Consider the following 17,706-nt stretch of genomic DNA (forward strand, 5'->3'; position numbering starts at 1 on the left):
GAACGCGAACTGCTGCGCCGATTCGTCGCGCCGACGCTGGTCACGCGGGCGAACTGACCCCGCAGCGCGTCGTCGCCGATCATCACCTACACTTCTTTCGGTAACGATTGTCATTAGCGAAACGGGTAGGCGAACGATGAAACGCGCAGTCCTGGCACTGACCACGGCCCTCGCCGTCGGCGGGGCACTGACACTTGTCGGTTGTTCTGGCGACGACGCGCTGCGGGGTCAGTTCGCCCGCGTGACCAGCGTCGGCGCGACGAATCGGCGCAGCAGTTCGCGTTCGGCGGCGGCGTCGACCTCCGGTGTGCTCAGCAGCGACACGATCACGCGGACGAGCCAGGCGGCGCGAACCTCGAGGTCGGCGTCGGTGGTACCGGGAACGATGCGCCGCAGGAAACCCGCCGCCACCGCGTCGATGGCGGGGGACAGCTGCGCGAGGCGCCCAGACGTCGCGGCCATGTCGGCGGTGAACCATTGGGACAGAGCAGGATTGGCGCGCACTCCGGCGATCGCTGCCCCGGTGGCGATCAGGAGTTGCTCATCGGGCGCGGCGTCGTCGGGGATGGCCGAGTCGACGTCGCGCGCCACTGTGCGCGCGGCCCGCTCGACGTAGGCGGCCATCAGCTCCTGCTTGCCGGGGAAGTGCCGGTACAGCGTGGCGCGCGAGCATCCCGCCGCATCGGCGATGTCGCGCATGGTGACCTCGCCGACACCGCGCGCGGCGAACAGTTCGGCGGCGGTGTCGAGGATGCGGGTCGCCGCGATCTGCGCGCGGTCGTCCGCGAGCCAGTCGACTCGTGTCTCACTCATCGGCATCTCTGGCGATCATCGGGAGCCGTCCGCGTAGAACGGCACGTACGTGGGGCGTCGAACGTAGTTGCCAGGCGCGTAGGTGATGCCGTCGGTGTCGACGTCGAAGTCGGGGTGGCGGGCGAGCAGTTCGGTCAACGCGACCCTGGCCTGCATCCGCGCTGCCGCCGCGCCGAGACAGTGGTGGTGACCGTGGCTGAACGACAGGATGCGGCGAGGTCTGCGTTCGACGTCGAGGTGCTCGGCGTCGGGACCGAACACCGACTCGTCGCGGTTGGCCGCGGCGTAGCAGAGCAATACCTTGCGGCCGTGCGGCACGGTGACCGGTCCGTCGGGAGTGTCGGTGTAGGTGACCGTGCGCGTGGTGGTGCGTGCGAGTCCCTGCACGGGCGAGGTCAGCCGCAGCAGCTCGTCGACGGCGTCGGGGATCAGGGCAGGGTCGTCGACGAGGCGTCGGCGCTGCTCGGGGTATCCGGAGAGAAGGTCGACGCTGCCGCCGAGCAGGCCGGTCGTCGTGTCGTTGCCGCCGGTGATCATGGTGAACACAAAGGCGAGAATCGACACCATGCCCGCGGGATCGTCGGCGACGCCCGCGTCGACGAGCGCCGAGACCGTGTCATCGCCGGGGTGCGCGCGGCGATGCTCGACCAGTTCGCCGAAGTACGTGAGCAGTTCACTCGTGGCCGCCGCAGCTCCGCTGCCGTTCGACGCCGCAGCTCCGCTGCCGTTCGACGCCGCGGGTTCCGGACCGGCCAGGGCGCCGACGATTGCTGCGGTCCAGTCGTCGAAGCGAGTCCAGTCCTCGTCGGGAACTCCGAGGTAGTGGGCGACGACCATGCTCGGCAGTGGCTTGAACAGCTCGCCGACGATGTCGGTGGGACCATCGCCGTCGAGGCGCTCGAGTCGTTCGACGACGAACTCGCGGACGCGCGGTTCGATCGATATCACCTGCCGGGGCGTGAACCCGCGCGCGACGAGCGAGCGGAAGGCCGTGTGCTGCGGCGGGTCCTGCATGACCAGGGGAGGGTTGTCGGCGAGGCCGATCGCCTCCAGTTCGCCGTAGACCACGGTCAATCCCGCTGCCGAGGAGAAGATGAGTGGGTCCGACGCTGCGGCGAAGACGTCCGCGTGCCGCGTGAGTACCCAGTAGTCGTCGGGGTTCCGCACGTCTCCTGAGTCGTGCGGGCTCTGTGCATCGCCGGTCACGTGGAGAACGGGCGACTCGTGCCGAAGACGCGCGTACATGCCGAACGGATCGCGCCACGTATCGGCGGATCGCAGTTCGAATGAGGCATCGCTGCGAGACACTTGCACTGCCATGTCTCGACAGTGAGGCATTCGGGCATGACTGTCAATGGTGTGATCGCCGGGCAACGCACGTCGTGAGACGGTCGGCCGCAGCCGTCTACCTGCGTTGTTCGGGTGTGCTGAGGATCGTCGACCGTCAGACCTTCTCTACAGTGGAGTAATGAGTTTCAGGGGGCCGCGGCGAGTCGCGCTCGTCTCGGTACACACCTCTCCGCTGGCGCAACCCGGTACGGGCGACGCCGGCGGTATGAATGTGTACGTGTGGCAGACCGCGCAGCGCCTCGCCCGACGTGGCGTCGAGGTGGAGATCTTCACCAGAGCGACATCGTCGTCGGACGCGCCGATCGTCGAGGCCGCGCCCGGCGTAACCGTGCGCAATGTGGTCGCCGGGCCATTCGAAGGCCTCGACAAACGCGATCTTCCGACGCAGCTGTGCGCGTTCACCGCCAGCGTGCTGCGGGCCGAGGCGCAGCAGCGTCCCGGGTACTACGACCTGATTCACTCGCACTACTGGTTGTCGGGGCAGGTCGGCTGGCTCGCGCGGGACCGCTGGGGAGTTCCGCTGGTGCATACCGCGCATACCCTGGCGGCGGTCAAGAACGCCTCACTCGCCGCGGGCGACACCGCGGAGCCGATGCTGCGCGTGGTGGGCGAGCAGCAGGTCGTCGACGAGGCCGATCGCCTCGTCGCGAACACTGAGACCGAGGCGCACGAGCTGGTCTCGATGTATCACGCCGACCCCTCGCGGATCGACATCGTGACGCCCGGCGCCGATTTGGACTGCTACACACCGGGATCGATGGCGCAGGCCCGCGCTGAACTCGGATTGCCCTCTGACGCAACGCTGTTGACGTTCGTCGGACGTATTCAGCCGCTGAAGGCTCCCGACGTACTGCTGCGCGCCGCGGCCCCGCTGATCGAGAGGTCGCGGGGCGGTGATCGTCCCGTGCGGGTGCTCATCGTCGGCGGTCCGTCGGGTTCTGGTCTCGAAACGCCTTCCGCGTTGGTCGATCTCGCCGCCCAACTGGGTATCTCCGACGAGGTGATCTTCCTGTCCCCGCAGCCGTCTGCGAAGTTGGCGCAGGTGTACCGGGCGTCGGATGTGGTTGCGGTGCCCAGCTATTCGGAGTCTTTCGGTCTCGTCGCGATCGAGGCGCAGGCCTGCGGAACGCCCGTGATCGCGGCGGATGTCGGTGGGCTGTCGGTCGCGGTCTCGTCGGGACGCAGCGGCGTTCTGGTCAACGGCCACGCCATCGGCGACTGGACAAACGCCCTGGAGAAGATGATCAGCTCTCCGGACGAGCTCGCCGCCATGCGTCGACACGCACGTGCGCACGCCGAGAACTTCTCCTGGGAGCACACCGCGGATGCGTTGCAGGAGAGCTACTCCCGTGCGATGGCCTCGTTCGCCGCGGCGCCCGGTGCGCGGGTGGGCCCGACCGTCGCCACACGGCGCGCGTCCAGGCGATGGCGCCGTCGTCATCGCGCGAATGTCTGATCCGAGTATTCAACCGACCCAGCGTCGTCAGGAGTGATAGCGATGAGCCACATCGAGAATCTCGAACTGCTGGAGAAGTCGCTGACCGAGCGCGACATTCCTTACAGCCGAAAGAGTTCCGGCGGAGCGCAATCCGAACACGTCATCCTCGAACTGCCCGGCGAGAAGAAGCTCAAGACGACGGTCCTGCTGACCGCGGGACCGTACGGGGTGCGCGTCGAGGCATTCGTCTGTCGTCACGCCGACGAGAACCACGAGGCCGTCTATCGCTACCTACTCAAGCGCAATCGTCGTCTCTACGGGGTTGCCTACACCATCGATAACATCGGCGACATCTATCTGGTGGGTCGAATCTCGGTGGACGCGTTGACATCTGACGAGATCGACCGCGTGCTCGGACAGGTTCTCGAGGCCGCGGACGGCGACTTCAACACGCTTCTCGAACTCGGCTTCGCGACGTCGATCCGCCGCGAATGGGCATGGCGTGTCTCCCGCGGCGAGTCGCTGCGCAACCTCCTCGCCTTCGAGCACCTCATCGACAAGGAGTCGCTGCCGCAGCCGGGTGAGCCTCTCGAAGGTCGGTACGAGCCCTCCTCGGTGGTAGACGCCGCGCAGGACGGTCCCGCAGAAGGCGCGCAGCTCGACGAGTGACGGTGCGCGGACCTGCGAGGGAGTCGAGAGGGCCGTCACATCGTGGCAACAGCCATTGGTACGATCGATTTGACTGATTTACCAACGGAGGTGCCATGAGCGTCAAGAGTCCCTACCCCGACGTCGAGATCCCGAATGTCAGCGTCTATGAGTACCTGTTCGGCAACATCGCCGACGACGATCTCGACCGCGTCGCGCTCATCGATCCCAAGACCGACACGAAGACCACATATCGCCAACTGATCGGTCAGATCAACGCTGCGGCAGGCGCTCTCGCCGCTCGGGGCATCGGTGTCGGCGACGTTGTCGGCATTCTCTCGCCGAACATCCCCGCGTTCGCGACCGTCTTCCACGGAGTGCTGCGCGCTGGTGCGACGGCCACGACGATCAACGCGTTGTTCACCGCGCGCGAGATCGCCAAGCAGCTCACCGACTCCGGTGCCAAGATGCTCGTCACCATCTCGCCGATGGCCGCGCAGGCACTCGAGGCTGCCAAGGAAGTCGGGATCGCCGACGACGCCGTGATCATCCTCGACGGTGAGGGCGTCGAGGCGTCGGGGCATCCCAACGCCGCAGACCTGCTCGGCGCCGATCTGCCTGCGCCCGACGTCTCATTCGACCCGGCGACGCACGTCGCCGTCCTGCCCTACAGCTCGGGTACCACCGGAAACCCCAAGGGCGTCAAGCTTTCTCACACCAACCTGGTCGCCAACGTCGCGCAGATCGCCCCACTGCAGGGGATGGCGCGCGACGATGTGATCGTCGCGGTGCTGCCGTTCTTCCACATCTACGGCATGACGGTCCTGCTCAATGCCGCGCTGCGCGCACGGGCGAGCCTCGTCGTGATGGCCAAATTCGACCTCGTCGAGTTCCTGGAGAACATCCAGAACCACAAGGTCACCTACGCGTTCATCGCGCCGCCGGTTGCGGTCGCCCTCGCGAAGCATCCGATCATCGACAACTACGACCTCTCATCGCTGCACACCATGCTCTCGGGCGCGGCGCCGCTCGACGACGAGCTCGGCAAGGCTGTTGCCAAGCGGCTGAATCTGCACATGCTGCAGGGCTACGGCATGAGTGAGCTCTCGCCGGTCAGCCACCTCATCCCGGTCGACTCGCAGGCCGTACTCGGACTCGACGAGCCGCCGCTTTCGTCCGTCGGCTGGCCAATCCCCAACTCGGAGAACAAGATCGTCGACCCGGCAACGGGTGAAGAGTTCGCGGTGCCGAGCGAGGGAATGTCGGAGCCCGGCGAACTGTGGGTCCGCGGACCCAACGTCATGCTCGGCTACCTCAACAACGAGCAGGCCACCGTCGACACCATCGACGCCGACGGTTTCCTGCACACCGGCGACATGGCCCAGCTCGACGCGACCGGTGCGGTCTACATCGTCGACCGCCTCAAGGAGCTCATCAAGTACAAGGGCTACCAGGTGCCGCCCGCCGAGCTGGAGGCGCTGCTGCTCACGCACCCGAAGATCGCCGACACCGCTGTCGTCGGCGTGATCGACGAGGAGTCCGGCGAGGAGATCCCGAAGGCTTTCGTCGTCACGCAGTCCGACGCGGAGCTGACCGAAGCCGACGTCATCGAGTTCGTCGCCGCCAAGGTCGCGCCACACAAGAAGGTGCGCGCCGTCGAATTCATCGATGTCATCCCCAAGTCGGCGTCGGGCAAGATCCTGCGCAAGGATCTCCGCAAGTAGACTCAGATCGCAAGGCAGCGGGCCGCTTTCGGATACTTCCGAGGGCGGCCCGCTGTTGTCGGTGACCCACGGCCGCGTGCGAAGCCCCATGTGCGGCTCCCGCGTGACGCTTCCGTGTGGAAAACTGACTCCCATGAGCAACGGCACCCTGATTCTCATGCGGCACGGCGAGAGCGAATGGAACGCGTCCAACCAGTTCACCGGTTGGGTCGACGTCGCGCTGACCGCCAAGGGTCGCGCGGAGGCGACGCACGCGGGCGAGCTGCTCGTCGAGCACGATTTGTTGCCGGACGTCCTCTACACCTCGCTCCTGCGACGCGCGATCACCACTGCGAACATCGCACTCGACGCCGCCGACCGGATCTGGATTCCCGTCGTCCGCGACTGGCGTCTCAACGAGCGCCACTACGGTGCGCTGCAGGGCCTCAACAAAGCCGACACGCTCGAGAAGTTCGGCGAGGAACAGTTCATGCTGTGGCGTCGCTCGTACGACACCCCGCCGCCGCCGATCGAACCCGACTCGGAGTACAGCCAGACGCACGATCCCCGGTACGCCGACCTCCCCGAGGTACCGCTGACCGAGTGCCTCAAGGATGTCGTCGAGCGACTCATCCCGTACTTCGAATCCGACATCGCCGCCGACCTCAAGGCCGGTAAAACGGTGCTGATCGCCGCGCACGGCAACTCGCTGCGCGCGCTGGTCAAGTACCTCGACGGCATCTCCGACGCCGACATCGCCGCGCTCAACATCCCGACCGGCAACCCGCTGCGCTACGACCTCGACGACAACCTCAAGCCACTCAACCCCGGCGGGACCTACCTCGATCCCGAGGCGGCTGCCGCGGGTGCTGCGGCGGTCGCGGCGCAGGGTAAGAAGTAGTCCGTAACCCAATCGTCATGGGCGGGTTGCTGTGACCGCGGTTACATTGGTTGCATGGCCGATTCTGGAACCCTGCGCATAGTCCACTCGGCACCGCAGGAAAGGTACGAGGCGATCCTCACCGATCCCGAGTCCGATCCTCGCGACGTCGAACCCTCAGAGCATCTCGTCGGGTACCTGGATTACGTGTCCGAGCCCTACCAGGTGATTCTGACTCACACGGTGATCCTCGACGCCTATTCGGGACGGGGATACGCCGGCCAGCTTGTGCGGACCGTTCTCGACGACATCAGGTCTCAGGGCAAGCAGGTCGTGCCGGTCTGTTCGTACGTGCGCCACTACATCGACGAGCACCCCGAGTACGCCGATCTGGTGGCGTCGGTCACCTCCTGAACGTCGGAGACCGCGGTGTCACGTAATGCGGGTGGAACGGTGCGTGAACAGCGGTCGAACTGTCCTGCACTGAGTGTTCCTGCAGTTTGGTGGGCCGTAAGCTGACGTTGTGACCGGTGTATTCGTGGGCGGCGTGACAGTTGCCGTCGCCCTCGTGGCGGCTGTCGTCGTCGGATTCGCGCTCGGTCGTTTCTGGCGCCGTGACGCGATCGCCCGTAACTCGTCCGCCCACACCCGCGACGATGTGCAGCGCACCCTCGACGATGCCGCCGTGGTCCCCGAGATCTCCGACGACCAGCCCAGCTACTCGTTGACTCTCGCCGAACGCCCGCGGGTGGTGCCCGAGAGTGCGGAGCTGCGCGACAGCGATGTGCACGGCACCACCGAGGACGGTCGGATGACCACCGCGGGCCTGCTCGGTCTGATCGTGCGCAACTCCGATACGGCCGTCGCCGTCGTCGACCAATTCCGCGACGTCGTCCTGTACAACCATCGCGCCGTCGAACTGGCTCTCGTGCGCGACAGGCTGCTCGACGACTCGGTCTGGGAGGCGGCGAAAGAGGTCCTCGATACCGAGGCCGAGCGTCGTTTCGATTTCGAACCTCCCGCGTCGGCGTTGGGATTCCTCTCGACGGGGCGCGCACGCGGCAAGACCATCGAATCGGTGAGCTGTGTCGCGCGGCTGGTCCGTGAGGGGGAGGAGCGCTACGCCGTTGTCTACGGCGTCGACGACACCGAACATCTGCGCGTCGAAGCCACCCGTCGCGACTTCGTCGCCAACGTCTCGCACGAACTGAAGACGCCGGTCGGAGCCATCAGCCTGCTCGCGGAGGCGCTGCTGGAGTCGTCCGACGACTCGGATTCGGTGCAGCACTTCGGTAATCGTGTGGTCGCGGAGGCCACGCGCATGGGCAACATGGTCACCGAACTGCTCGCGCTATCGCGACTGCAGGAGGGTGAGACTGCTGATTTCTCGCTCGTCGACGTCGATGCACTGATCGACGAAGCGATCGAATCAGCGGGCGTGGCTGCCGAAGCGGCGTCGATCTCGCTGCGCGCCGACGCCCCCGCGGACCTGACGGTGCGCGGCGACCGCATGCTCTTGTTGACGGCACTGAACAATCTGATCGTCAATGCCATCTCGTATTCGCCGCCACACACGACCGTCTCGGTGAGCAGGCGGGTGACCCGCCACGACGGAAGGCCGATGGTCGCCATCTCCGTCACCGACCGGGGGATCGGGATCGCACCCGCCGACCAGCAGCGAGTCTTCGAGCGCTTCTTCCGTGTCGACAAGGCGCGGTCACGCAGTACCGGCGGCACCGGTTTGGGATTGGCTATCGTCAAGCACGTCGCCGCCAATCACGGTGGAGTCATCTCGCTGTGGAGCAAGCCCGGTACGGGCTCTACGTTCACCCTGTGTATCCCGCAGGACATGAGCACCGAGAGTGTGTGGGACACCGAGATCGCCGACACCGAGATATTCGAACCTACGGCAGTTGTTGCCGTGGTCCAGGGCGAGGCAGTTCAGCCTGCGCCGATCGCACGACCGAAGGAAACCGACAGGTGACTCACGTTCTGATCGTCGAGGACGAGGAATCGCTGGCCGATCCGCTGGCATTCCTGTTGCGCAAGGAGGGATTCGAGGCCACCGTCGTCAACGACGGCGCGGCGGCACTCGGCACCTTCGACCGCGTCAGCCCCGACATCGTTCTGCTCGATCTGATGCTGCCCGGTATGTCCGGCACGGAGATCTGCAAGTCGTTGCGCACGCGGTCGAGCGTGCCGGTGATCATGGTGACCGCACGCGACAGCGAGATCGACAAGGTCGTCGGACTCGAACTCGGTGCCGACGACTATGTCACCAAGCCGTACTCGGCTCGCGAGCTCATCGCCCGAATCCGTGCCGTGCTGCGTCGCGGTGGCGACGGGCTCGACGACGACCTGGCCATCGGCATCCTGGAGGCCGGTCCGGTCCGGATGGACGTCGAACGCCACATCGTCGCCGTCAGCGGTCAGCAGATCACGTTGCCGCTCAAGGAGTTCGACCTCCTCGAGTACCTGCTGCGCAACTCGGGTCGAGTACTCACCCGCGGTCAGCTCATCGACCGCGTGTGGGGTGCCGACTATGTCGGTGACACGAAGACCCTCGACGTGCACGTCAAGCGTCTGCGGTCGAAGATCGAGCCGGATCCGGCCAACCCGAAGCATCTGGTCACCGTGCGCGGACTCGGTTACAAACTCGAGCCCTGACCCGCAGCGGCTCGACGACCGACGCTGCTCAGCCGAGTTCGAACCGGTTGCCACCATGGATCTTGGCTGCGTACATCGCGCGGTCGGCGTCGGCTATGACCGTGGTGATGCGTCCGTCGTCGTCGTTCTCTCCGCCGGCGATTCCGACGCTCGCCGTCACCGCGCCGCCGCTCGCCTCAACGACGGCGCCCACGAGTCGTTCGCCGATGGCAGCACACCGGTCGGCGTCGGGTAACTCGGAGTCGTACTGGGTGGCGAGCACGAACTCGTCGCCACCGAAGCGCGTGATGATGGTGTGACTTTCTGCGGCGAGTCGTACGGCCGCCGCGACGTCCACCAAAATCCGATCTCCGTGTACGTGGCCGTCGATGTCGTTGACGACCTTGAAGTTGTCGAGGTCGACGACCGCGGCGATCCACCGTGAATGGCGGTGCGGCGCAGTCGTTGTCGCGCCTCGAGACGACGCCGCGGCGACGGCCCGGTAGAAACCCCTGCGATTGAGTAAGCCGGTCAGTGAATCGGTCAGTGAGTCGACGGCGCTCCTGCGGACGATGCTGAACCCGATGTGGAGGATGGGCAGCGCCACCACAACGGCCATGACGACCACGGTCGCCTCCGCGGTGGCGATCGGGAGCCACTGCATACCCTGCACGATGCAGCACGTGACGACGGCGGCCACGACGACCACCGCGGTGAAGATGATGTGGCAGAGATTGGCTACGGCGTCGTGGAACAGCGTCATGTAGATGCTCGTCGCCACGAACAGCGACGCCGAGGCGATGCCGAGGAGCAGGTTCTGGTGAGCGAAGATCGTGACGGCGATCACGACATCGGCGATGGCACACAACATCAGGGATTCTGTGCGTGTCGGCCAGTGGAGCAGGAGCCAGCGCACCGTCCACACAAAACAGAGGACGACGACCGCGATCATCGCAGTCGTGCCGACGCCCGGCCACAGCACGCCGTCGGGTCCGAGTAGGGAAAGCACTGCTATCACGCCGTTGAGCACGCCGCCGCCCGCGACGACGGCCTTGGTGAAGCCGATGAGGTTGAGGTAGTCGAAGAAGTCGAGCACCCAACGGTCGTCGGATTGCCTCAGCCACTGGCGAGCAGCATCCCGCACGCCGCGCCCCCCATCGATCTCCATGGGCACATTGTGCAATTCCTGCGGACCGGGTACCACCACTTGCACCCGGTGAGGGCCTCTGATGTGCGATTACCTGCTATTCGCCGGCCTGTTACTCGCCGGGGCGGGCGTGGCTAGCCCAGTTCCTCGTATTTGATGTCGGTCTCGCGGCGGGTCGTCGCGGCTGCGGTGGCGGGATGTACGGCGACGATGCCAAGGCCGTTGCGACGTCGGCACGCTCGCGCGAGTTCGTCGTAGGCGGGTTTGCCGAGCAGTTCTGTCAGTTCCGGGGCGTAGGACTCGAAGACCTGTGTCGCGCCGACGTGGGCGTCGGGCGAACCCGAGCAGTACCACTTGAGGTCGTGGCCGCCCTCGCCCCAGCCGCGGCGATCGAACTCGGTGATGGTGGTCTTGAGGACCTGCGTGCCGTCGGGACGCTCCACCCAGTCCTGCTCGCGCCGGATCGGAAGTTGCCAGCACACATCGGGTTTCACGCTCCACGGCTCGATGCCCTTGCGTAATGCCATCGCGTGCAGTGCACATCCGGGGCCGCGGTCGAAGCCGGGACGATTGAGAAAGATGCACGCGCCCTTGTGCGTTCGCGTCTTGAGTGCGGGTTCGTCGTCGAGGTCTCCCTCTTCGAGATAGCCGCGCTTGCCGAGAGGGTCTTTGCCAGAACCCTTCTCGTAGAACTGCCAGTCGTCAGGGGTGAGCATGGCGACGCTCTTCGCGAGGTGCTTGCGGTCGTCCTTGTCGGTCAGGTAGGCGCCGTGGCTGCAGCAGCCGTCGTCGGGCCTGCCGTCGATGATCCCCTGACAGGCCGGGGTTCCGAAGACACACGTCCAGTGCGACAACAGCCAGGTCAGGTCGGCGTTGATGAGGTGTTCTGGGTCCGCGGGATCGAAGAACTCATACCATTCCCGCGCGAAGTCGAGTGGTACCTCGGGGGCCGGTGAGATCCGTGCGGACGGGGTGGGGCTTGGCACGCGTTCACGGTAGTCGTATCGGCCGCGTGGTGCCTGATCGCGCCCGTGTGTTTCGCCACCCACGCAACCTGGCGAATCGTCGACGCACTACCGTGTATTCGTGCGTTTAGGAGTGCTCGACGTGGGCAGTAACACTGTCCACCTGCTCGTCGTCGATGCCCATCGCGGCGGCCATCCGACACCGATGAGTTCCACCAAGTCGGTGCTGCGGCTCGCCGAACAGATCGACGAGAAGGGCAGGCTCACCGAGCGCGGTGCCCGATCGTTGATCGACTCGGTCGACGAATTCACCCACATCGCCGCGACGTCGGGGTGCGAACAGACGATGGCGTTCGCTACGTCTGCCGTGCGCGACGCAACCAACTCCGACGAGGTGCTCGACCGCGTCGAAGCCAAGACCGGTGTACGGGTGACCGTGTTGAGCGGTCGCGACGAGGCGCGGCTGACCTCGCTGGCCGTGCGGCGCTGGTACGGCTGGAGTGCCGGTCGCATCCTCGCGCTCGACATCGGAGGCGGATCACTGGAGATCTCCAACGGCGTCGACGAAGAACCCGACGTCGCGTTGAGCCTGCCGCTGGGCGCGGGCAGGTTGACCCGCGAGTGGCTGCCCGACGACCCGCCGGACCGTCGACGTATCGGCGTGCTCCGTGACTGGCTCGACGCCGAACTCAGAGACCCCGCGCGCGAACTGCGTGCGGCGGGCAAACCCGACATCGCGGTGGCGACGTCGAAGACGTTCCGATCGCTCGCGCGGCTGACCGGCGCGGCGCCGTCGGGAGCCGGATTGCGGGTCAAGCGTCAGCTCACCGCGAGTGGGCTGCGCCAGTTGATCGCCTTCATCTCGCGGATGACCCGCGACGACCGCGCAGAACTCGAGGGCGTCAGCGCCGACCGTGCTGGTCAACTCGTTGCGGGCGCGCTCGTCGCGGAGGCGGCGATGCGGGCGCTGTCGGTCGATACACTGGAGATCTGTCCGTGGGCGTTGCGCGAGGGCGTCATCCTGCGTCGTCTCGACACCGAGCTGGCGGACAACCAAGAACAGATCGGGACGACCCCCACTGAAGCGACCCGCACAGGGACGGCGCAGTCGGCGGGTTCGGCACCGGCAACCCAGGGTCTGCGCTAGGCGGCCTGAGGAGGAGAGCGAATTTCGATGGCCAAGCAACCGGGGTCACCCACGGGCGGATCGGACGACTCGGCGTCGGAGTCGAGGCCCATCTCCGTGTCGGAACTGCTCGCACGTCGCGACGCCGCCATCGCCGACGAGGAGCGCGCGAAGCGGCTCACCGAAAACCGGGGCAGGCGCCGCGCCGGGCGCGACGGAGCCGTCTCGGTGTCGGAGCTCACGGGCGAGATCCCGAGGATCACCGACGCCCCGAAGAGCGAAACCCCCAAGGCTCAGGCCCCGAAGATTCAGGCCCCCACGACTCAGGACGCGACGTCCAGCGCACCGAAGTCCGACACCCCTAGTGTCTGGAACTCGCCCGATTCCGCGTCGCATTTCCCGCGCTCGAGCAGCCCGGTCCCGCGGCGCGCAACCGACCGCCGACCGCTGCAGGACTCCGCCGACCCGGCCGGCGCCTCGACCGGCTTCGACGGCGGCGTCTACGACGCACCTCCGCAGACTCGCGACTTCAGCTCAGCTGCCATCGCCGAGCGGGCATCACGCAGCACGCCCGACGGGCGACTGGCGAACGATGACGAGCACGCCAACGCAGTCACGGGCATCATTCCGATCGTGGGCGACGCCGACGCCGACACCGACACCGACGACGGCGTCCGTCTCGTCGAAGCCGACGACGTCGACGTCGTCGAACTCGATTCGCCGCCGCCCACCCGCACCGGCCGATTCGCGGACGTCATCGACGACGACTTCGACGCATACCGGTCCTTCGCCGAGTACGACGAAGACGACGAGAAGCGCGTGACGTCGAAGAAGCGTTCCGACCGACGATCCGGCGACAAGCCCAAGCGCAAGCGCGGGTGGTTCGGCCGCAAGGCCTCCCGCGAGTCCGATTCGGTCGCAGCTGATTCGGTCGAGTCTGATTCGCCTGCCGACGACGATCACCTCAGCGGCACGCCCGCTGCCGCCGCGGTGGTCGAGGAGACCACGGTGATCGGGATCGTCGAGGATGCACGCGATGCGGCCCCGGCCGCCGGCGGATTCAACGACGCAGACGCGCTCGACGACGAACGTTCGTACGGGTACTCGTCGTTCGACAGCATCCGCGAGGATGCCGACGACGACCACCGCGATGCGGCCGACCACGACACAGTCGAACACGATGCGGCCGAACATGATTCGGCCGCCCGCGATGCGACGTCTGCGTTCGACGTCGCGGAAACCCGTACCGCCGAGGCGCTCGAGTCGGACTCCCCCGAGACCGTGGGCAGCGACTTCACCGGAGTCGACGAAGACACGGCCGCACCAGTAGCGGACAAGACATCAGCGGACGAGGAGACAGCCGACAGCGCGGCGGCAACGCTCCGCACCCCGGCGTCCAAGGTTTCCCGATCCGCCAAGGACTCCACCTCCGCGGCCGCGAAGTCCGATGAGAAGCCCGGTGGCTCCGACGACGACCGCTCGCCCACGAAGGCATGGCTGTTGGTCATCGGTGAGGCGATCCTCGGGTTGGCGGTCGGTGTCGGATTGTTCTGGGGATTCACCGAACTCTGGCGCTGGAACGTCTACTTCGCGCTGGTGCTCGCGGTGCTGGTGATCTTCGGCATCGTCTCGTTCACGCACGCCGTGCGGCACTCCCGCGATCTGTTCACCACGCTGTTGGCGCTGGGCGTCGGGCTCATCGTGACCATCGGTCCGTTGGTGTTGCTCGCGACGTGAGGATCTGATGATCACTCCTGTAGCCGACATCCCGATCGGGCTGTCGACGGCGTCGGTCTATCCGCAGAACACCGAGGCGGCCTTCGCGTACGCGGCCGAGCTGGGTTTCGACGGCGTCGAACTCATGGTGTGGGGCGAAGCCGTCAGTCAGGACATCTCGCATGTCGAGTACCTGTCCGAGCGATATCAGGTTCCGGTGCTGTCGATCCACGCACCGTGCCTGCTCATCTCGCAGCGCGTGTGGGGTCGCGATCCGCAGGCCAAGCTGGCGCGTGCGGTGTCGGCGGCGGAGGATCTCGGAGCGCCGACCGTCGTCGTGCATCCGCCCTTCCGCTGGCAGCGGGCGTACACCGCCGCATTCGACGACCTCGTGACAGAACTCGAGGAGAACAGCGGTGTCGACGTCGCGGTGGAGAACATGTTCCCGATGCGCGCCGACCGACTCTTCGGCGCGGGTAAGCGCTCGGCGCAACGGTTGAATGCACGCGGGGGAGGGCCGGGACGCGCGGCGTCGGCGTTCGGAAAGTCCACCGACCCGACCGACGACGGGTACGCGCACTACACGCTCGACCTCTCGCACACCGCGACCGCAGGGGTCGATGCGGTCGATCTGTTCGAGCGCATGGGGCCGGCGCTGAGCCACTTGCATCTCGCCGATGGCAGCGGCGCGGCCACCGACGAGCACCTGATTCCGGGAGACGGGTCGCAGCCCTGCGTCGAGGTGTGTCGACGCCTCGCCGCGAGCGATTTCGGCGGGGCGGTCGTGCTCGAGGTCAGCACGGGATCCGCTCGCACCAAACCCGAACGCGCAGCCCTCCTCGGCCGCGCCCTCGACTTCGCGCGAACCAACCTTCGGCGCGATCCCGTCCGCACAGCACCGATCCAGGAGACCGAAACCGAATGAGCGACAAGATCGTCGGGCTGTTGACCCTGCGTCCCACCGAGGGCCCCGGCGATGTGAACTACCACGCGAATATCGATCCGACGTTCACGATCGGCCCCAAGGTGCACGGCGGAACGATGCAGATGCTGGTGGCCCGCGCGGCGCTGCACGCGTACGACGAGCTCGTCGGGTCAGACGAGTCGATGCCGTCGGCATCCGACCTCGTGCCCGTCGCCATCGCCAGCGACTACCTCGCAGCACCTGATCCCTCCGACGTCGATCTCGCAGTGACTCTGCGCAAACGCGGCCGCACCGTCACGCTGCTGACCGTCGACCTCGCGCAGAACGGACGACTGATGGTGTCGTCGTCGGTCACCCTCGCGCGACCCGACAGCGGCACGCCACATCACTCGGCACCGTCCGTGCTCGACGACCTGCCGGTCGATCCGCAGCCAAACGGCATCTCCATCGACGGCTCGCCGGTCGGTGAGGTCATGCACCTCGGCGGTGCACTCGACCTCGTGCTCGATCCGACGAGTTTTCCCGTCGCGCGTGGCGAGACCGGTGAACCGGTCGTCCGCGGGTGGACACGTCCCAAGAACACCGAGCCCGACGTCGATTTCGCGGTGCTCGTCTGCGACATCTCGCCCCCGGTGGTGATGAACCTCGCGCTATTCGGCTGGGCGCCGACCGTCCAGCTCACCACCTACGTCCGACGACATCCCGCGCCGGGCTGGCTGCGCTTCGCGGCGTCGAGTACCGAGGTCGGACCCGGAATGTTCGAGGAGGACCACCTCGTGGTGGACTCGACGGGCACCGTGGTCTCACAGTCGCGTCAGCTCGCGCTGATACCGCAGCGGCAGAGCTGACCCAGGCGCTGCTGACTTCAGAACCCCGCTGACCGCAGATGTCACGGATGAGAACGAAAGGCATCACGACGTGAGTGAACGGATCGCCGTCATCGGCGGTGGCAAGATCGGTGAGGCACTACTCGCCGGACTCATCGCAGCGGGTCACCAGCCCAAGAACCTTGTCGTGGCCGAGCCCAACGAGGGCCGCGCCCGCGAACTCTCCGAGGAGTACGGCGTACTGGTCACCGACGTGCCGACCGCCGTGGAGGGTGCCCAGTACGTCTTCATCGCGGTGAAACCCGACATCGTCGACGCCGTGCTGCGCCAACTCGCGCGGGTCGACGACGACGGCGAATCCGAGCGCGTCACCATCAGCCTCGCAGCTGGTGTGCCGATCGCTCGCTACGAGAACGCGCTGCCCGCGGGCGTACCGGTCGTGCGGGTCATGCCGAACACACCGATGCTCGTCTCCGAAGCGATGTCGGCGGTCTCGCCGGGGCGCCACGTCGACCCCGAGCAGCTCACCGCGGTCGTCGAACTGCTCGAGAGCGTCGGCAAGGTCATCGTCGTTCCGGAGAAGCAGATGGATGCGGTCACCGCGATCTCCGGCTCGGGACCCGCCTATGTGTTCCTCCTCGCCGAATCGATGATCGACGCAGGCGTCGCACTCGGCCTCACGCGCGCGCAGGCCAGTGAGCTTGCAGTGCAGACCATCCGCGGGTCGGGGATCTTGATGAGCGACTCCGGGGTCTCTCCGGTAGACCTGCGCGCAGCCGTGACATCGCCTGGCGGAACCACGGCGGCAGCTATCCGTGTGCTCGAGGAGAACGGCGCGCGAGCAGCGATGTATCGGGCGACGGAGGCGTGTGCGCAGGCCAGTGCACGGGCAGGACGTCGACCCGACGTTGAGGGTTTGGGAGGCTGATCGACCGACCACGCCCGGCGTCGACTCCCAATATTTGGGGCCTCTACCGGCCAAAACCCCAGTATGTTGTGGTCGGGGATCAGAAATCGGGCCAATCCAGGCCACTTACGTCGCTTTTTTCACATCTGCCACGCTAAGCTGCTTTAAGCACGTGCGTGTCTGGTGTCCGCCGGAGGGGAAGCCGGCGGCCGCGACGCGTGCTCCGGAGGTATGAGTAACTCATGGCAGCAGAGACTCCTGGTGACAGGTCAGGTGCGGTCAGCAACGCGGCTTCAGGGTCGCAGTTCTTGACCGTGGCCGAGGTCGCATCCCTGATGCGCGTCTCGAAGATGACCGTTTATCGCCTCGTCCACAGTGGGGAACTTCCCGCGGTGCGCGTGGGTCGTTCCTTCCGCGTGCACGCCAAGGCCGTGCACGACTACCTGGAGACGTCCTACTTCGACGCGGGTTAGTCCGACCGCGAACCACGAGGCCAACTCCTGCCGAACGGCTGCAGCTCGTCGTCGGCAGGAGTTGTGGTGTTCGCCAGAGGTCACCTGATTTTTCTCTTTGCGACCTCGCCCGGTAGTGTTGATGATCGCGTAGCTGATCTCG

At 66.4% G+C, this 17,706-nt stretch carries 17 protein-coding genes; 13 read left to right on the top strand and 4 right to left on the bottom strand.

The genetic code is table 11. The features are described 5' to 3' along the window. Window positions 1–228: 228 nt before the first annotated feature. A complete protein-coding gene (locus A5777_RS19095; RefSeq protein ID WP_005204720.1) occupies window positions 229–819 on the bottom strand; it encodes a TetR/AcrR family transcriptional regulator in 591 nt (196 codons plus the stop codon). 9 nt (window positions 820–828) lie between these two features. Then, window positions 829–2,133, bottom strand: coding sequence for a cytochrome P450 (locus A5777_RS19100; RefSeq protein ID WP_064863848.1), 1,305 nt, complete (start codon window positions 2,131–2,133; stop codon window positions 829–831). A gap of 148 nt (window positions 2,134–2,281) precedes the next feature. Here A5777_RS19100 and mshA point away from each other — a divergent pair, with 148 nt between their 5' ends. The 7 genes from mshA to A5777_RS19135 all read left to right on the top strand — a co-directional run bounded on the left by mshA (window position 2,282) and on the right by A5777_RS19135 (window position 9,499). Then, on the top strand, window positions 2,282–3,619 hold the full coding sequence (gene mshA, locus A5777_RS19105) for a D-inositol-3-phosphate glycosyltransferase (protein WP_064863849.1): 1,338 nt from the start codon (window positions 2,282–2,284) through the stop codon (window positions 3,617–3,619). Window positions 3,620–3,661: 42 nt separating this feature from the next. After that, window positions 3,662–4,270 carry a YbjN domain-containing protein gene (locus tag A5777_RS19110; protein ID WP_064863850.1) on the top strand — a complete coding sequence of 203 codons (609 nt, stop codon included), beginning with the start codon at window positions 3,662–3,664 and terminating at the stop codon, window positions 4,268–4,270. 95 nt (window positions 4,271–4,365) lie between these two features. Further along, entirely contained in the window at window positions 4,366–5,973 is a 1,608-nt protein-coding gene (locus A5777_RS19115) for an AMP-binding protein (protein WP_064863851.1), read from the top strand. 133 nt (window positions 5,974–6,106) lie between these two features. Then, entirely contained in the window at window positions 6,107–6,853 is a 747-nt protein-coding gene (locus tag A5777_RS19120) for a phosphoglyceromutase (protein ID WP_064863852.1), read from the top strand. 54 nt (window positions 6,854–6,907) lie between these two features. Next, complete coding sequence (locus tag A5777_RS19125) at window positions 6,908–7,246, top strand: GNAT family N-acetyltransferase (RefSeq protein ID WP_064863853.1); 339 nt, start codon at window positions 6,908–6,910, stop codon at window positions 7,244–7,246. 109 nt (window positions 7,247–7,355) lie between these two features. Beyond that, window positions 7,356–8,816 carry a sensor histidine kinase gene (locus A5777_RS19130; RefSeq protein WP_064863854.1) on the top strand — a complete coding sequence of 487 codons (1,461 nt, stop codon included), beginning with the start codon at window positions 7,356–7,358 and terminating at the stop codon, window positions 8,814–8,816. Continuing rightward, complete coding sequence (locus A5777_RS19135) at window positions 8,813–9,499, top strand: response regulator transcription factor (protein ID WP_064863855.1); 687 nt, start codon at window positions 8,813–8,815, stop codon at window positions 9,497–9,499. The genes A5777_RS19130 and A5777_RS19135 overlap by 4 nt, the downstream gene beginning before the upstream one ends. Before the next feature lie 28 nt (window positions 9,500–9,527). Here A5777_RS19135 and A5777_RS19140 read toward each other — a convergent pair whose 3' ends face one another. Both A5777_RS19140 and A5777_RS19145 read right to left on the bottom strand, forming a co-directional pair. Continuing rightward, a complete protein-coding gene (locus A5777_RS19140) occupies window positions 9,528–10,646 on the bottom strand; it encodes a GGDEF domain-containing protein (protein ID WP_064863856.1) in 1,119 nt (372 codons plus the stop codon). Window positions 10,647–10,759: 113 nt separating this feature from the next. Next, the gene (locus A5777_RS19145) at window positions 10,760–11,584 is read right to left on the bottom strand and encodes a hypothetical protein (RefSeq protein WP_372495563.1); all 825 of its coding nucleotides are present in this window, start codon (window positions 11,582–11,584) and stop codon (window positions 10,760–10,762) included. Window positions 11,585–11,711: 127 nt separating this feature from the next. Here A5777_RS19145 and A5777_RS19150 point away from each other — a divergent pair, with 127 nt between their 5' ends. From A5777_RS19150 to A5777_RS19175, 6 genes are all read left to right on the top strand, one after another. Further along, entirely contained in the window at window positions 11,712–12,737 is a 1,026-nt protein-coding gene (locus A5777_RS19150) for a Ppx/GppA phosphatase family protein (protein ID WP_064863857.1), read from the top strand. 27 nt (window positions 12,738–12,764) lie between these two features. Next, window positions 12,765–14,453, top strand: a complete 1,689-nt coding sequence (locus A5777_RS19155) for a hypothetical protein (RefSeq protein WP_064863858.1) — start codon at window positions 12,765–12,767, stop codon at window positions 14,451–14,453. Between the two features lie 7 nt (window positions 14,454–14,460). Continuing rightward, window positions 14,461–15,357, top strand: coding sequence for a sugar phosphate isomerase/epimerase family protein (locus tag A5777_RS19160; protein WP_064863859.1), 897 nt, complete (start codon window positions 14,461–14,463; stop codon window positions 15,355–15,357). Then, window positions 15,354–16,205 carry a thioesterase family protein gene (locus A5777_RS19165; protein WP_064863860.1) on the top strand — a complete coding sequence of 284 codons (852 nt, stop codon included), beginning with the start codon at window positions 15,354–15,356 and terminating at the stop codon, window positions 16,203–16,205. Before A5777_RS19160 ends, A5777_RS19165 begins: the two co-directional genes overlap by 4 nt. Window positions 16,206–16,275: 70 nt before the next feature. Next, entirely contained in the window at window positions 16,276–17,112 is an 837-nt protein-coding gene (gene proC, locus A5777_RS19170) for a pyrroline-5-carboxylate reductase (RefSeq protein ID WP_064863861.1), read from the top strand. 221 nt (window positions 17,113–17,333) lie between these two features. Further along, window positions 17,334–17,564 (top strand): helix-turn-helix domain-containing protein, encoded by a 231-nt coding sequence (locus A5777_RS19175; protein ID WP_005204681.1) that lies wholly within the window; start codon window positions 17,334–17,336, stop codon window positions 17,562–17,564. Window positions 17,565–17,706 lie beyond the last annotated feature (142 nt).

Source organism: Gordonia sp. 852002-10350_SCH5691597, from assembly GCF_001665715.1.
GTDB lineage: Bacteria > Actinomycetota > Actinomycetes > Mycobacteriales > Mycobacteriaceae > Gordonia > Gordonia sputi.

Excerpts from the sequence above, each read along its gene's own strand:
- A5777_RS19095 (WP_005204720.1), bottom strand. The coding sequence starts at position 819 with ATGCCGATGAGTGAGACACGAGTCGACTGGCTCGCGGACGACCGCGCG.
- A5777_RS19100 (WP_064863848.1), bottom strand. The coding sequence starts at position 2,133 with ATGGCAGTGCAAGTGTCTCGCAGCGATGCCTCATTCGAACTGCGATCC.
- mshA (WP_064863849.1), top strand. The coding sequence starts at position 2,282 with ATGAGTTTCAGGGGGCCGCGGCGAGTCGCGCTCGTCTCGGTACACACC.
- A5777_RS19110 (WP_064863850.1), top strand. The coding sequence starts at position 3,662 with ATGAGCCACATCGAGAATCTCGAACTGCTGGAGAAGTCGCTGACCGAG.
- A5777_RS19115 (WP_064863851.1), top strand. The coding sequence starts at position 4,366 with ATGAGCGTCAAGAGTCCCTACCCCGACGTCGAGATCCCGAATGTCAGC.
- A5777_RS19120 (WP_064863852.1), top strand. The coding sequence starts at position 6,107 with ATGAGCAACGGCACCCTGATTCTCATGCGGCACGGCGAGAGCGAATGG.
- A5777_RS19125 (WP_064863853.1), top strand. The coding sequence starts at position 6,908 with ATGGCCGATTCTGGAACCCTGCGCATAGTCCACTCGGCACCGCAGGAA.
- A5777_RS19140 (WP_064863856.1), bottom strand. The coding sequence starts at position 10,646 with ATGGAGATCGATGGGGGGCGCGGCGTGCGGGATGCTGCTCGCCAGTGG.
- A5777_RS19155 (WP_064863858.1), top strand. The coding sequence starts at position 12,765 with ATGGCCAAGCAACCGGGGTCACCCACGGGCGGATCGGACGACTCGGCG.
- A5777_RS19160 (WP_064863859.1), top strand. The coding sequence starts at position 14,461 with ATGATCACTCCTGTAGCCGACATCCCGATCGGGCTGTCGACGGCGTCG.
- A5777_RS19165 (WP_064863860.1), top strand. The coding sequence starts at position 15,354 with ATGAGCGACAAGATCGTCGGGCTGTTGACCCTGCGTCCCACCGAGGGC.
- A5777_RS19175 (WP_005204681.1), top strand. The coding sequence starts at position 17,334 with ATGGCAGCAGAGACTCCTGGTGACAGGTCAGGTGCGGTCAGCAACGCG.